Annotated in this window: 6 protein-coding genes; all 6 read left to right on the forward strand. The window is 33.8% G+C overall.

Annotated features, from left to right (window positions below; genetic code table 11):
• Positions 1 to 100 precede the first annotated feature (100 nt).
• The 6 genes from EKH84_RS04675 (at position 101) to carB (ending at position 17,157) form a co-directional block, all read left to right on the forward strand.
• Positions 101 to 9,556, forward strand: coding sequence for an RHS repeat-associated core domain-containing protein (locus EKH84_RS04675; protein WP_127065360.1), 9,456 nt, complete (start codon positions 101 to 103; stop codon positions 9,554 to 9,556).
• A gap of 11 nt (positions 9,557 to 9,567) precedes the next feature.
• Positions 9,568 to 10,938 carry a hypothetical protein gene (locus EKH84_RS04680; protein ID WP_127065361.1) on the forward strand — a complete coding sequence of 457 codons (1,371 nt, stop codon included), beginning with the start codon at positions 9,568 to 9,570 and terminating at the stop codon, positions 10,936 to 10,938.
• A 186-nt stretch (positions 10,939 to 11,124) separates the two neighbouring features.
• Positions 11,125 to 11,637, forward strand: coding sequence for a hypothetical protein (locus EKH84_RS04685; RefSeq protein ID WP_127065362.1), 513 nt, complete (start codon positions 11,125 to 11,127; stop codon positions 11,635 to 11,637).
• Between the two features lie 469 nt (positions 11,638 to 12,106).
• Positions 12,107 to 12,853: a hypothetical protein gene (locus tag EKH84_RS04690; RefSeq protein WP_127065363.1), complete on the forward strand. Its 747-nt coding sequence runs from the start codon at positions 12,107 to 12,109 to the stop codon at positions 12,851 to 12,853.
• Positions 12,854 to 13,158: 305 nt separating this feature from the next.
• A complete protein-coding gene (locus EKH84_RS04695; RefSeq protein WP_127065364.1) occupies positions 13,159 to 13,476 on the forward strand; it encodes a hypothetical protein in 318 nt (105 codons plus the stop codon).
• Positions 13,477 to 13,950: 474 nt separating this feature from the next.
• Complete coding sequence (gene carB / locus EKH84_RS04700) at positions 13,951 to 17,157, forward strand: carbamoyl-phosphate synthase large subunit (RefSeq protein ID WP_127065365.1); 3,207 nt, start codon at positions 13,951 to 13,953, stop codon at positions 17,155 to 17,157.
• The last annotated feature ends 148 nt before the right edge of the window (positions 17,158 to 17,305 follow it).

Here is a 17,305-nt window from a genome sequence, read left to right on the forward strand (position 1 = left end):
TTAGAAATAGCCTGTTTTTATTGCAATATTATATCAAATATTTATTAAATTTAAAATATTTGATATAATATTAATATTAAAAAATATAAGGGAGGCTATTATGGAGTTAAAAAGAAAATTGGCAAAGATTTTGTCGGTCATACTAATCATTACATCAATGAATATTAACACACTACCAATAATGGCAACATCGCAAGTGGTACAAGAGATTGGACCAAATCTAGAGCTAGAGATTAGTCAAGAAAATCTAGTAGATAATCAAGTAAATCTTAATCTTAAATGTAATAATGTCACTAATATTGAAGCAAAAAATGTAGTGGCTTTTATCGAGAGTACAGATAGTCTATGCTCCACAACTGGTTCACAGCTACAGATTGAAATGGGGGATGTAGAGGGTGGACAATCAGTTACTAAGCCATGGATATTAACAGTACCTATATCTGAAGTAGAGCAGACCTATGCCTGTGAGATTACACTCACCTATTATAATAGTGAACTTACAGAAGTATACACAAAACAAGGAACTTTTGATGTAGTAGTACCAGGTTACTTAGTTAAGAAAGGCGTAACACTAAGTGCAGAGCCTGACATGGAAAATAACTGCATTAATCTAGATTGGAATTCACCAGAAGAGGGTATTAATTATTCTTATATGATTTATCAAAAACATAAGAATGATTTAGTGGAAGACTCTGAGTATCAGAGTATTCCTGCAAATGATACAGTAAAAGTATTGCAAGTATATCCTAATACACCACAATTAGTAGGATGGGTAAAGCAATATGGAGAAGGAAAGATAACTTGTGATGCAATAAGTATGTCTAACTTTAATAAAGATCCTAATAGTGTATGGGAATATGATGTTATTGTTTTTGGATTCTGGGACTGTAATAATGGTTGGGATTTAAATGAAAATAGTCGAGATGTAATGAAGGAATATATTGAATCAGGTAAAGGTGTATTATTCGGGCATGATACCATTAATAGTTATATAGGTCATACCTATTTTAATGCACTAGCACATTATGTTAATTTAACGTTGGGGCCTGTAGCAAATCAAGGCGGTAATAAAATAAAAATTTCAAAAAAAGGCTTATTAACTAATTATCCATACAAGATAGGAGAAGTTGGGGATATATTAAGCATACCATCATCACATATTTCATATCAGACACCATATGGTGATATATGGATGAAGTTTACATCAGATGACAAATTCTATCTTACTACGTGGAATAACTGCGCCATGATTCAAACGGGCCATTCTAATGGAAGAGCTACTGAGGATGAACAAAAACTTTTAATGAACACACTCTACTACTTAGCACAAAAAACAACTCAAACTAGTTGGGTAGATCACATGGGGCAGGATTTAAGTGCACCTACTGAACCTAAGCTATCTAATCTAAAGGCATCTTATGTTACTAAATCACTGGAGTTTGATTTGCAAGCTGAAGACTTAGGTGATGATTATGAATATTATGTTGAAGCAACTCACCCAGATACAGGCGAAAAAATGAAATCTAATGTGGAGGCTGTATATTTAGAGTCGGGAATAAAAGGATATTCTATAGTAATTGACCAAAAGCCGGACACCATACCTGACAATGAAATAGAAACAGAAGATGGTCATTTTAAAGTAGTAGTACCTGATGAATATGAGATGAAGGATACACTCTATATCCATGTTAAAGCGTTAGACAAAGCTAATAATACTTCTAGTGTTCTTCATTATGAGTACAACTATAAGGAAGCTAACTTACCTAAAATAGAACTAGCTTTAAGAAACAGTGATGTTCAAAATGGGGAAGGACATATTCAATTAGATTATACTAATATTGGAAATGGTAATGCTAAGAATGTAAAGATTAAAATAGCTACTGAAGAAGGTATTTATTTATTAGACGCTTCACAAGCAAGTATCTCTAAGGAAGGCTTAAATGTAGGAGAGAGTGATAGCATTGGATATAATTTTGTTTTACAAGAGCTTTCAGTAGAAAAAAATTATAATTATCAAATAGAAGTAAGCTATCAAAGTGAAAACTTATCTGAAGTATTGACAGAAATTACAGAGGGGACACTTACAGTACCAGCAAGCTTGCCAGAAGAGATTGAATTAAAGTATGCCCTTTTTGCAGCACATCCATCTAATGGTTTGACATTAAGTGGTTGGAAGTGCAATGTTATCGGTGATATTTATACAGGGAATGATTTTAAAAGTCAAGTTTCAGAATTATATGTAACAGGTAGTATTGATACAACAGGAAGTGCAATAATAGCAGGCTGGAAGAAAGAAGTAGATGCAGTTAATGAAAAAGTTGAATCCTTAGAAATGCCGGATTTAGAAGATGCCATTCTAGAAGCAGCAGGAGAATGTAGGGTTTATGATGAAGGTATATCGTATATTAAGGATCAAAATATCATTGAACAAGCCATTAAAGTTAATGGGGATGTAGACATTAGTGGAACCACTTTTAAAGGAAATTGCACCATTATTGCAAAAGGAAACATTAATTATAATGTAATGAGTTTCTCTGGAGAAGGAAGTGTTTGTTTATATTCTGAGGAAGGTAATATTACAATAAATGGTTCTCAGATTCAAGTTAATGGATTATTATATGCACCTAATGGAAAGGTGACCATTAATACATATGATACAACATTAAGGGGAGCCATCTATGCCGATGATATTTTACTCAATGGTAGTGTGCTTAATGTAACTAAGAGTGATGAAAATATTCATTTAGGCAGTGATAAAAGTAATAAACCATGCATTTTTGTAAGTTTACCTAAAAGAGCTGAACAAGGGCAAATCATAAATGCTCAAATTAAGTCGCTTAATGAAGCTGAAATAGTAAGCTATAAAGTGCAAGCAGATGGTCAAGATATAGAAGTTTCAGCGAATGGAAGCTTCACTTTAGCGATGCCAGGGAAAGACCAGAGGTATCATATTACTGCTTATGCTTATGACGCAAAAGGTAATTTTGATAAGAAAGAATATGAGATTGAAGTCTATACCATTATTCCAACGATTAGTGTAAAAGCTTCAAGTAATATCGTAGAACAAAATGAAGAAGCTTCATTCTTAGTTAAAACAACAGACGAAGACAAAATTAAATCTATAACCTGTACATTAAATGGAGAAGAAGTTCAACTTATTAATGGTACATATCACTTAGATACCTCAGAACTAGGAGAATATAGGTTTACAGCAACTATTTCTACTTTATCAGGGGAAGCTTATAGTGCCACGGAGACAATCTCCGTAGTGTCTAAGGATAAAGAACCACCTGTTGTCAAAGTAGCTTTTGATAAGTCAACCTATTACGAAGGAGATCAGGCAACTGCTCAATTAGTAGTCACAGACAATGTAGGTGTAGAGAAAGTACAATTTAGTTGTAATGGAAAAGAGTTTGCTATAGAACCAAGTATAGTAATTGATAATCTAGTACTTCGTAAAAATAGCATAGAAGTTAATGCATGGGATGCAGCAGGAAATAAGAAAAGTGAGCAGTATACTATCTTAGTTTACAGCGCTGAACCAAGTGTGTCAGTTACTGTTTCATCAGACAGTACGCTTCAAAATGAATCAGCGTATTTTGAAGTCAAAACAACAGGCATACAAAACATTCGTAGTGCAACTTATACATTAAACAATAAGGCAGTATCTATCGATGACGCTGGAAAATACGTGATAGATACCTCTGTAACAGGGACTTATTTATTTACAGCAACTATTGTCTCAGATTTAGGAAGAACTTACACTTCATCAGGAAAAATAGTTGTGGTAAGTAATGATAAAGAAGAACCTGTAATTAATGTGACATTTGATAAAGAGCTTTATTATCAAGGAGAAACAGCATATGCGACTCTCCAGATAACGGATAACATTGGAGTGGAGAAGATTGAATTCGTATGTAACGGTGAATCACTACCTATTCAAGCAATTATTCCAATAGAAAATTTAGTTATAGGAGAAAACACTATAACGGTTAATGCCAGTGATAAAGCGGGCAACATAGCAACTAAGAATTACACCATATCATGTATAGAACGAGTGGATGAAGAAGCACCCAAGATTTCCATTAGCTTAACTAAAGAGCAAGTGGAAGTTGGAGAAGAGGTAACAGCTAAGATTCAGGTTACAGATAATGTAGGAGTGCAATCTGTTAAAGTTTATGTAAATGATAAATTGGAGATGGAAGCACCAGGAACGATTAATTTCTCCAATAATGAGGCTGGTAATATAGAAATAAAGGTTATTGCTATAGATACCAGTGGCAATGAGAGTAGTAAGACTACTATATGTAAAGTCGTTGACTCTAGAGACAAAGTAAATCCCATAGCTAACATTTCATCTCCAACGGTGGGAAGTACTATTTCAAAACCTATAGATATTATAGGAACTGTGACAGATGAAACGCAGTTAAAAAAATATACGTTACAATATGCACCAGATGGAACAGAAGATTTTATTACTTTTGCAGAAGGTACATCAGCTAAGGCAAATCAAGTATTAGGACAATTTAATCCAGCAGATTTACCAAAAGGCATTTATCAAATCAAGCTAATAGCAGAAGATATGGGAGGTAATACTGCAGGAATAATAGTGAAATACATTGTAGGTGACATTATTAATAAAGAACCTATATTAGCTGTTATGACATCAACCACAGTAGCCAATGTAGGAACACCTGTTACAGTACAAGCAGGTATTACTAATGGTGTACCTGTTCAAGCGATAACTGTTTATGTAGATGGAAGTCCAATTGAGCTAATAAATGGAGTAGGTACATTTACTTGTACAGAGGCAAAAATTGTACAGGTTGAAGCTGTAGCAATTACATTAGAAGGCAAGGAAATAAGAGAAACAATAACTTGCCGCATTATTGATCCAGAAGATAAAGTACCACCAGAGGTAATGATTAATTCACCAGAACCAGGCGCTACTATTACGTCGCCTATAGATATAATAGGGACAGCCAAGGATAATAAAGCCCTAGAAAGATATTATTTACAATATCGCTTAAAAGGAACAGAAGATTATATTGTTTTTTCAGAAGAATCAGTGTCAAAAGAAGATGAAGTGTTAGGTAGATTTGATCCAACAGCATTAGAAAATGGTATGTATGAAATACAACTTGTTGCAGAAGACAAGGGAGGAACCATCAATAAATTAACTACTACCTATCATGTAGCTGGTGATATGAAAATAGGTCAAATGTCTATTGGATTTACTGATATTTCAGCTAATGTGGCAGGCGTGAATATGTCTGTGACGAGAAACTATAATAGTTTTAATAAGCAGAAAGGGGATTTTGGCGTTGGTTGGACATTGGGGCTTAATAGCATTCAAATGTACGAGGGCTCTGAACTAGGCGCTAATTGGGAACAAATCAGTAAAAAAGTAGGGATGTTTACTCAATATAGTTTTCAACCTACACAAAGCCATGATGTAGTCATCACCTATGGAGATGGCAAAAGTGATACCTTCGAAGTGGGTATAGACTATAAAGGTCAAACCCCTATTGTACCCATACGTATAGTAGATGCCACGTATAGATGTAAGACCAATAGTAAAGTCAAGCTAGAAATAGTGGGTAACAAGACGATGGAATGCACAGGGGGATTAGGTACTACTACGTTCTTCCCAGAAGGTGAATATTCTAATCTTGACCAACCTATGGATCCACAGGTATTTAAACTCACCAGAGAAGATGGTACTGAAATCATATTCCATAAACAAAATGGCATTCAAAGCATCACAGATAAAAATGGCAATCAAATTACTGTAGACAAAAACGGTATCACAAACTCAACAGGCAAAAGCATTACTTTCACAAGAGATAGCGAAGAACGTATTATATCAGCTACTGATTTAGCAGGTAATGCTACAAGATATGTTTATGATAACAACGGGGATTTAGTAGAGGTTATTAATTCACTTGATCAATCAGTGCAATTCATTTATGACAATAAGCATAATCTAGCACAAATTATAGACCCAAGAGGAATTGCTATTGCTAGAAATGAGTATGATGAAAATGGACGTTTGGTAGCTTCCATTGATGCAAAAGGAAATAGAATGGAGTACAGTCATGATGTTGAAGGTAGGCAGGAAGTAGTTAAAGATCGATTAGGTAATACCACACTGATGACTTATGATGATGAAGGACATATATTATCTATAACTGATGCATTAGGGAACGTATCTAAATTTGAATATGATTCAAAAGGTAATCAGACATTACGACAAAATGCACTGGGAGATGTATGGAGCTATAAATATACAGATGATAATAAGCTAATAAGTATGACGAATCCATTGGGTGAACAGATTTTAACTACTTATGATACCAATGGTAAGATTGCTACAATACAAGATTTGCAAGGTAATATCTTGAATTATGACTACAATTCCAAAGGACAAGTAACTGCTATTATCAATGATGACGGAAGAGGAATAAAATCTGAATATGATGCAAATGGGTATTTAGTAGGATTTACAGATCTTATTGGAAGAAAGGTGCAATATACTTATAACGAAGATGGTAAAATAATTTCACAAGTTGATGATACAGACAGAATATTAAGTTATACCTATGATGATAATGGAAATATATTAAGCTCAAGTATAACAGGAGCTTCCCAAGGTGAAATGCAGACTATTACAAAGTTTATAAAGTATGATGCACTTGGAAATCAAGTAGAGGTTACTGATGCAGAGGGAAATGTTTCAAGAGCAGAATATTATAGCACAGGGAAAATTTCAGCATTTATCAATGCAAAAGGAAATAGGACTGAATATCGATATGATGATTTAGGTAACTTAATAGAAGTTTATTATCCTGATAATACTATAGAAAAATTTGAATATGATGCAGAGGGTAGAAATACTAAAACAATATCTCGAGGAGGAAAAGTAACTTATTACGAATATGATAAGTTAGGAAGAATAAGTAGGACCTACAACAATCAGGGAACTATTAATCAATATAAGTATGATGCCATAGGTAATATTACAGAATTAATAAATGCTAATGGTAGTACTACAACTTATAAGTATGATAAGTTGGGTAGAAATACAAGTATTATCGATTGTTACAGTAATCAAACTAATTATGAATATGACGAGTTATCTAGAATTACTACAATGATAAATGCTAAGGGGAATAAGTATAGTTTTTCATATGATGCCTATGGAAATAAGATAGAGACAGTTTATCCAGATGGAACCAGTACCAAAGCTAATTATGATGAAATGGGAAGACTTTTAGAAGAAACCGATGCAGAAGGTCACAAAACATTATACACTTATGATAATAGAAATTTACTTACATCTGTTACTAATGCAAATGGTTCTAAGTGGAAATATGAGTACGATGATTTTAATAACTTAGTTAAGGTTATTGATGCAAATGGACATAGTACTCAATATGAATATGATAAGTTAGGAAGAAGGACTAAAACTATACTGCCATTAGGAATGACTTCTGTAAACAAATATGATGAAGTTGGAAATAGGGTAGAAAGTGTAGATTATAATGGCAGTAAAACAAGTTATGAATATGATCATAATGGCAGAATAATTAAAAAGACTTTAGCTAATGGTGATGCTACGTTATTTAGTTATACAAATGATGGAAGTATAAAACAAGTAATTAGTGAAAAAGGTACAACAAGTTACGAATATACTTCAGAAGGACAGCTATATACAAAAACCAATCCAGATGGTGTTAAGTTTATTTATTCATATGACATTTCAGGGAATTTAGCTCAGATTAAAGTAGATAATCAAACGATTAATTATACTTATGATGATTTAGAACGTTTATCAAGTGTTGAGGACAATGGACAAATAACAAAATATACTTATGATCAAAATGGGAACAGAGAGAGTATTGTATATCCAAATGGCATTGTAGTTCAATATATCTACGATAATTTAAATAGGCTTACAGAAGAGAAAGTTTTCAATAATCAAGGACAGTGCATTGAAGGCTATACAATGAAGCTTGGTAAGGCTGGTCAGAGATTAGAAATAACAGAATTAAATGGAACGCATACACAATACAAGTATGATGAAGTTTATAGATTAATTTATGAAAAAACAATTCAAAGTAATGGTACTATCAGTGAAATATCCTATACGTATGATAAAGTAGGTAATAGACTGAGTAAGATGCAAGATGGTATAGTAATAAAGTATACATATAATGAGAATGATCAATTAATTAGTGAAGGAAACCTAACCTATCAATATGATTCAAATGGAAATTTAATAAGCAAGAATCAAAATCAGCAAAAAATAGCAGAGTATCAATATAATCTTGAAAATAAGTTAATTAAATTTATTAAGCAAGAAGAAAATGTTAAAGTAGTAGAAACATATGAGTATGATTGGGAAGGTAATCGCATTCAAAAGAATATCAATGGTACAGAGAAGATACAGTATCTTGTTGAAACCTCTGGATTAGCTAGAGTGATTGCAGAAACCAACCATAAGACAGGAGTTGTGACCTACTATTGCTATGGAAGCGAATTAATAAGTTTAGAACGTTCTTCAGGTAAGCAATACTATCTTTTTGATGGACTTCTAAATGTAAGAATGTTAAGTGACTCAAAAGGGATTATTACAGATACCTATTTATTTGATGGCTTTGGTAATTTACTTAGTCAAACAGGTGATACAGAAAATAGTTATCTATATAGAGGGGAACAGTATGATGCTAATAGTGGATTCTATTACTTAAGAGCAAGGTATATGAATCCAAGAAATGGTGTATTTGCCTCAAGAGATGTTTACGAAGGTAGTCTATTTGAGCCAGCTAGTTTGCATAAATATATGTATGCTAATGCGAATCCGATTACTTATTCAGATCCGACAGGTATGAATAGCATAGCTGAATCAACTGCAACAATGGAAACGATGAGCATGGCAGATGCTGCCTATAGGTTTGCTAGTTCAGTTGCATTACGTGCAGGAATGCAGTTAATGAAAATTGCATATTCAGAGGTGGGAAACATCTCATTTAATGGACTAGCGGATGTTTTAGTTCCTGGAGCATTAGATATTCCTAGTTTAGAAGAATATGCTGCAGATATAAATATACTGTTAGCTAGTTTAGTAGATAAAGCTAATAAAATAGTTGCAAATGGTGAAAAGGTTAAGCCAGGCAATGAAACAAAGAGGTTTGCGGTATATGCCTTATTTGACGAAATTGCTGAGACAAGAGAAGTAAAATATATTGGAAGAACAGATGATGTTGCAAGAAGACTCAATGAGCATAAAAGAAAACTAGAAAGAAAAGATTGGGAAATGATAGTTCTTCAGGATAATCTATCTGAAAGGATGTCTAGATTAGTTGAGCAATCATATATATCAGCATACACACTAGATAAGTTGGCAAATATGCGACGGGAGATTGCATCTGGTAAAGTAGATAAATATGGTGGGATGGGAGATTATATAAATGCTGAAGAATGGAAGGAGTTACTAGTTATATATGCAGGTTACTTTGAGGATGAAGCTGCATTGCTAGGATTTATTAAATAAGGAGGAGAAATATGGGAACATGGGGTACAGGACTTTATTCGAATGATCTTGCATTAGATTTAAAAGGAACTTATATGAGACTGCTAAAAGAAGGAAAGACAAAAGAAGAAGTTGAACGTCTGACAATAGAACAATATGAGGATACAATGGAATGTGAGGATGAAGACGAAGACGATGAAACAATAGATGCATGGTTAGTTCTGGCAGATTTAGAGTGGAAATATGGAAGGCTTTCTGAAAGAGTTAAGGCTAGAGCTTTAGGTTATCTTGAAACAGGAAAAGGGTTAGAAGCATGGGAAGAGTGTAGTAACACGGATTATAAAAAACGTGAGCAAGTGTTAGAACAATTAAGAGAAAAGTTACTTTCACCTATGCCAGCAGAAAAGAAAATTCGTGTTCCAAAACCATATGAGTGTGAGTGGAAACTAGGGGATGTATTTGCCTATCAATTCACCTCTGATTATAGCAAGAAAAAGGGGGTAGAAAATCACTATATGGTTTTTAGAGTTATTCAATTAGTAAGGAGTAAAAGTGATAATAGTATACAACCTGTTGTACAGGTGTATAAATGGATGGGAAAAGAGTTACCAGGTTTAGATGTTATTTATAAGGAATGTTTATTACCTTCAACGGGTATAAAACATCCAGAAGGTTATTTAAAGTTAAAATCAATAGCTTATGAATGGAATATCGATATATCGAGTAAAAGGCAAATAAAAAAAGGAAGTTTATTTTATTTGGGTAATTCTCCTGCCATAAGCGTTATACCGCAACAAAAAAGATATACAAATGAAGGGGGAATGTTTTTATATAAATGGATAGAGGAATATTTTATTGATAGATACTTAGTATGGAAGGAGGTAGAAAATATTCCAAGTCATGTCGATGGGCAAGAACATATGAAACTTAACACTTACCAGTGGAAGTTAGGAGATGTATTTGCGTATAAGTTTAATACTGAGTATAGCAAAGAAAAAGGCTTACTAAATAAATATATACTATTTAGAGTAATAGAATTACTATGGGATAAAGAAAAAGCCTGTATTAATCCTGTTATAGAAGTATATCAGTGGTTAGGGGATGAATTACCTAGCTCAGAAATGATTAGACAAACACCATTATTACCTATGATGCCTTTAGAAGACCCTAGCAAATACGTGGAAAACCAACGTTTAAATTATAATATGATATTAGACACCATGGATGAGGAAGATATAAAAAAATACAACCTTATTTACTTAGGAAGAGAAGAAGTAATTATTAATTGTTCTAAACAGATACATAAAACAATAGAGGATCATCTATATGAATGGAGATCTATTGAAAATGTTATAGTAGATAGGTACCTAGAATGGAAAGATGTAGACTTTATTACGTATTAATCCAAAGGAATATTGGGATTTTTAGAATTGCTATTAGAAGATTAAGATAGATGACCTAGAATTAATATTTAAGAGATAAGCAAAAGAGATAATACTACAAATTGGCAGGTATTATCTCTTTTATTATTTAGATTTTACTTTAATAATAGAAAAGGTGTTGAAAGTTTATTTGGGTGGTGATAAGCGATGGAAGTTAAGTTAATAAAAGGAGCAGTAGATCATTCGGTTTATAATCAGTTTAATCTTTACAAAGGGTGTGATTTATTTAATCACTTTTGTCTGGGCGTAAATATAGAAGATTTTTTAGCAACAGTTAATATTTTATGGCCGGATATGATACAAGTTGGAGAGTATGTTTTCTTGGTTGATTTGTTTGAAGAAAGAGGAGAAGAAGCTATTAAAGCAGTGCGTAAGCTTGAAGAACAATTTCAAGGAAATAAAATAGAAGTAGAGCAGTGGGTAAATAGTTGGAGTGTATACGACTATTTTTGGGATGTGAACGATGGAGAGTATATTAATAGAGATTCTGTACTTTATGATGATGAGCATATGATTAATAATTTTTGTAAGATTATTAAGTATTTCTGGGAAAAAAGAGCTAAAGAATTATTTCTAGATAAAAAAATTGTAGTGGAGTGGGGAGATGAGATAATGGGAGAATTAGGACTCACACTAGTCATGTATCAAAAGAGGGAATAGGCACACTCAGGCTTAATTTTGACAAATTATTTAAGGTATATAACCATGTATTTACCCCACTATTCACACTACAGAAACTCATCTTTTCTATGTAGAAGACAAAGGCTGGATGGAAGCAGCACAATTAAACCTAGGTGATGGACTCTGTCTCCTGAATGGGCAAATAGATAGAGTAGAAAAAGTAGAAGTAGAATATCTAATGGAAATTATAATGAGGATAGGGAGACTTTAGATAAATGACATACATATATTAGAGGGAGGCGTGTACTATTTGATTAATATACAGTAGTGCCTATTCAAATGAATAAAACATGAAAAGTATTTTTGAAGCTCAGTTTAGGTGAAGAATTGTGTCATAGCCCTTTCCTATGATAGATTTTATGTTTTACGAGAATTAATATTAAAAATATTTAGAATATATAGCATAATAAAAGCAATAAACTAATTTAAATAGAATGGAGAAAAATAAATGGGGGCAAACATAGGAAATTTACAGGTTTGGAGTAAGGGAAAAGATATTGAGGAAACAAAGAAGCAGGTTATTGAAAGTATTTCAGAAATAATGGACAAGCAAGGCTTAGTGTTATGCACAGAAGAAGGTGCTGAGGGTGAGGACATCGTGCTAGCTACGACAGAAGGGAAGCCATGGGTAGGCGTTTATATGCAGGAAGCAGACTTTGGTCAATTAGAAAGATTAGAGGAGTTAGGTAGACTATTAACGAAGAAGTTCCAAACACTAGCATATACGGCAATGGTTTATGATAGTGATATTTTAATACTCCAACTCTTTGAAAATAGAGAATGTATTGATCAATATAATAATTGCCCTGACTATTGGGGAGAGCCTGTGACACCAGAAATGAAGGAAGCATTAAAAGGAAGCCCAGATAAATGGGTAAGACTTTTAAAAGAAGAGTATGGAGAAGAAGATATATATAAGGCATTTAATGAAGGTAAAGTAAAAAGTGAAGAGACATATTTATTACTAGCTTCAATGTTGGATGAAATACATGGGGCTGATCATGAGGATAAAATGGCGGAATTACCTAAGATGGAAAATATATTAAATAGAGAGAAATATATTTTCGCTGAATATAGGTTAGAGGAACTGGCTAAGTTATTTGATATAGGAGCTGAGCAAAGTATAATGGGATACGGTGATGCAATGGATGCTGAAGAATGCAGAGTTGAACTATTAGTATATTGTGAACGTTAATTATAGGTGTATTTAATCTAGTGATAAGGGTTATTTACAATTTGGGGAGACTATATATGTGAATTAAAAGAGAATCAAGAACATCACATTTGTTACTGATAATATGATGGCAATAGTAACATTATTGAAATAGAGTGCTAGCGGTAATAGCTGAGGATATTTATCTAGTATTATAGTAGATAGTTGTCTAAAGAATATATACAGAGGGGAGATATGATATGTATACCATAGTAACAAGGGAAGAGCTGAAAAATAGAATAAATTAAGAGTTTAATATTAAGTTTCACAGCATAGATGATTTAATGTTGTTAGACACAAAATGGTCTTCAATAGATATCCATAATACATCTGATCAAGAAATGCTAACAAAGCTAGGACAGCTGGCAAGTTTTAAAGGAACATTATATATTGTAACCGAAGTATCCTATATGCAAAGCAATGGTAATGATAGGGGTGGAGTATTTAAAGTCAATAGTCAACAACTTGATGATTTTTGTCAAGCATATGCTATAAAATATAATGAGCCTATGTTTAATCAAGAGGCATTTATTATTAGCTTTGAATTAAAGCAATGCTGGGTACTTCATCATGAAAATATTTATGGTTTAGTAAAATACAAATAGTACTGAAAACATAGAGAAATCAGGTGTGCTGGAACTTAGTTGGCTGAATTTTTAAATGAGGTTAATGGTAAGAAACAGATAAAAGAGATAATACTATTATTTGTATCAAGGTAAACAAAAATGCAAAGGGCTATAACACAAACATCTTACGATAAAGAGTTGTGCTATAGCCTATTTTGATGATTTTTATGGAATTAAATATGAAAATCATCATTATCAACTTAATCAATGGCTTATAAATTATAAAATAACAATCCAAATAAATTCTACATAATCACTATAATAATTTGACAAAGCAAACAATAAAATGTTTAAAAATGCATTTTAACATAATAATATGCAAAATATAATATAAATGCTTTATTTTAAGTGAATAATTATGCTATAATTATAAATAATGAAAAGTCTAAATAATATAAGCGGTTAGAGCGTTATTGGGCTATCATGAATCTTAACTTTGGAGGATTGTGATTAATGGAGAGTAAAAAGGTTTTAATTATTGGTTCAGGTCCTATTATTATAGGCCAAGCCTGTGAGTTTGATTATTCAGGAACGCAGGCATGTAAAGCGCTCAGAAAATTAGGGCATCAAATTATCCTAGTTAATTCTAACCCAGCAACGATTATGACTGACCCAGGTATTGCAGACATTACTTACATTGAGCCTCTTAATGCAGAGCGCCTTGAAGAGATTATAGCCAAAGAACGACCAGATTGGTTATTACCTAATTTAGGCGGACAATCAGGTCTTAACTTATGTTCAGAGCTTAATCAATTAGGCATTTTAAAAAAATATAATGTAGAGGTTATAGGTGTTCAAGTAGATGCCATTGAAAGAGGAGAAGACCGTATTGAATTTAAAAAGACCATGAACAGCTTAGGCATTGAAATGGCTAAAAGTGAAGTGGCTTATACCGTAGAAGAAGCTTTAGCCATTGCTGAGCAGTTAGGTTATCCCGTTGTACTTAGACCAGCTTATACCATGGGAGGTGCAGGTGGTGGTTTAGTTTATAACACAGATGAACTTAAAACCGTTTGTGCTAGAGGACTTCAGGCTAGTTTAGTGGGACAGGTCTTAGTAGAAGAATCTATTTTAGGCTGGGAAGAATTAGAATTAGAAGTTGTACGTGATGCTAAAGGGAATATGATTACAGTATGTTTTATTGAAAACATTGATCCATTAGGCGTACATACAGGTGACTCCTTTTGCTCAGCACCCATGTTAACTATTTCAGAGGATGTTCAAAAGGAATTGCAGCGTCAAGCTTATAAAATTGTAGAAGCGATAGAGGTCATAGGTGGTACTAATGTACAGTTTGCTCGTCATACAGAAACAGGCCGTATTATTGTAATTGAGATTAACCCAAGAACCTCTCGTTCTTCAGCCTTAGCTTCTAAAGCAACAGGTTTTCCTATTGCCCTTGTATCAGCCATGTTAGGGGCAGGACTTACTTTAGCAGATATTCCTTGTGGTAAATACGGGACTTTAGATAAGTACAAACCAGATGGAGATTACGTGGTTATTAAATTTGCACGTTGGGCTTTTGAGAAGTTTAAAAAGGCGGAGGATAAATTAGGCACACAAATGCGCGCCGTAGGGGAAGTTATGAGTATTGGTAAAACCTATAAAGAAGCTTTCCAAAAAGCCATCCGAAGTCTTGAAACAGGCCGCTATGGACTGGGCTTTGCCAAAGATTTTAATAAGCAGTCTAAAAAAGAGCTTTTAGACCAGCTTCATATCCCAACTAGTGAAAGACAATTCATCATGTATGAAGCCCTTAGAAAAGGTGCTACTGTAGAGGAACTCTTTAACCTTACCAAGATTAAACCTTATTTCATTGAGCAAATGAAAGAATTAGTAGAAGAAGAAAATACTCTTATTGCTAGGAAAGGAACTGTTCTAGAAAAAGAAGTACTCCTTCAAGCTAAACAAGATGGTTTCTCAGATAAGTATTTAGCGAAGCTGCTAGAAGTACCTGAAGAAGAAGTAAGAGCTAAACGCCTTGAATATGGCATTACAGAAGCTTGGGAAGGGGTTCATGTAAGTGGAACACCAGACTCGGCTTATTACTATTCTAGCTATCATATTAAAGATGAAACAAAGGTAAGCACAGATAAACCTAAAATTATGATTTTGGGAAGCGGTCCTAATCGTATTGGTCAAGGGATTGAATTTGACTATTGCTGTGTGCATGCAGCTACTGCACTTAAAGAGCTGGGCTTTGAAACCATTATGATCAATTGTAATCCGGAGACTGTTTCAACAGATTATGATACTTCTGACAAGCTTTACTTTGAGCCTCTTACTTTAGAAGATGTTTTAAGCATCCATGAAAAAGAAAAACCTCTTGGCGTTATTGCACAGTTTGGCGGTCAAACACCTCTTAATTTAGCAGCTGATCTTAAAAAAGCAGGGGTTAATATTCTAGGTACGAGTCCAGAAACTATTGATTTTGCAGAAGATAGAGATTTATTTAGAGCCATGATGGAGAAACTAGAAATCCCTATGCCAGAGTCTGGAATGGCTGTGAATGTAGAGGAAGCCTTAGCTATTGCTAAGCGTATTGGTTATCCGGTAATGGTGAGACCTTCTTATGTATTAGGTGGTCGTGGCATGGAAGTGGTACATGATGCTGAAAGTCTTGAAGTCTACATGAAAGCTGCAGTAGGCGTGACACCAGATCGTCCAATCTTAATTGATCGATTTTTACATAATGCTATGGAGTGTGAGGCTGATGCCATAAGTGATGGAGAAAATGTTTTTGTACCAGCGGTTATGGAGCATATTGAGCTTGCGGGTATTCACTCAGGTGACTCTGCTTGTATTCTGCCATCTCTCAATATTTCAGAAGAAAATGTGGCGATTATCAAAGACTATACTAAACGTATTGCTAAAGAAATGGGTGTTCGCGGCTTAATGAATATGCAGTATGCTATTGAAGATAACAAGGTATATGTCTTAGAAGCCAACCCACGTGCTTCTCGTACAGTACCATTAGTTTCAAAGGTATGTAATGTTCAGATGGTGAGGCTGGCAACAGAGATTATCACCAGTGAGATTACTCATAAACCATCACCTGTACCAGCACTAAAGGACAGGGTATTTAATCACCATGGCGTAAAAGAAGCTGTTTTCCCATTTAATATGTTCCATGAAGTCGATCCACTTCTAGGGCCTGAAATGCGATCTACAGGTGAAGTGCTTGGTATGTCAGATAACTTTGGAGAAGCTTTTTATAAAGCTCAAGAAGCTACGCAAACCAAGATTGCCTTAGAGGGAACAGTGCTTATTAGTGTCAATGATAGGGATAAAGCTGAAGTAGTAGAAATAGCTAGAGGCTTTGCTGAATGTGGTTTTAAGATTGTTGCTACAAGAGGAACAGCAGACCTTTTAAAGGCTAATGGTATCCCAGCAGAAAAGATTTTTAAATTAAATCAAGGTCGTCCTAATATTTTAGATGCTATTACTAATAATGAAGTTCAAATCGTCATTAATACACCGAATGATAAAGTAGGAGCAGATGATGATAGCTACATTAGAAAAGCAGCTATTAGAAAACGTGTATTCTACGTAACGACTATGGCAGGTGCCAGCGCTACTGTAGAAGGGATCAAAGCCGTTAAAGCTGGCAAGGGGCATACGATTAAATCTTTGCAAGAATTCCATAATGAAATTCAGTAAGATTAGGAATAAAGCATGCAAAAGCATCATGATAGTGAGGCTTTTGCGTGCTTTTATATTTTTTTAATAATAAAAAAAGTATAAAGAATAAAGTTCGTACTATAGAAAAGATTTCTAATAGGGAGTATGATAAAGGCATAGAATAAGA

It is taken from the genome of Cellulosilyticum sp. WCF-2 (assembly GCF_003990395.1).
In the GTDB taxonomy this organism is placed as follows: Bacteria; Bacillota; Clostridia; order Lachnospirales; family Cellulosilyticaceae; genus Cellulosilyticum; species Cellulosilyticum lentocellum.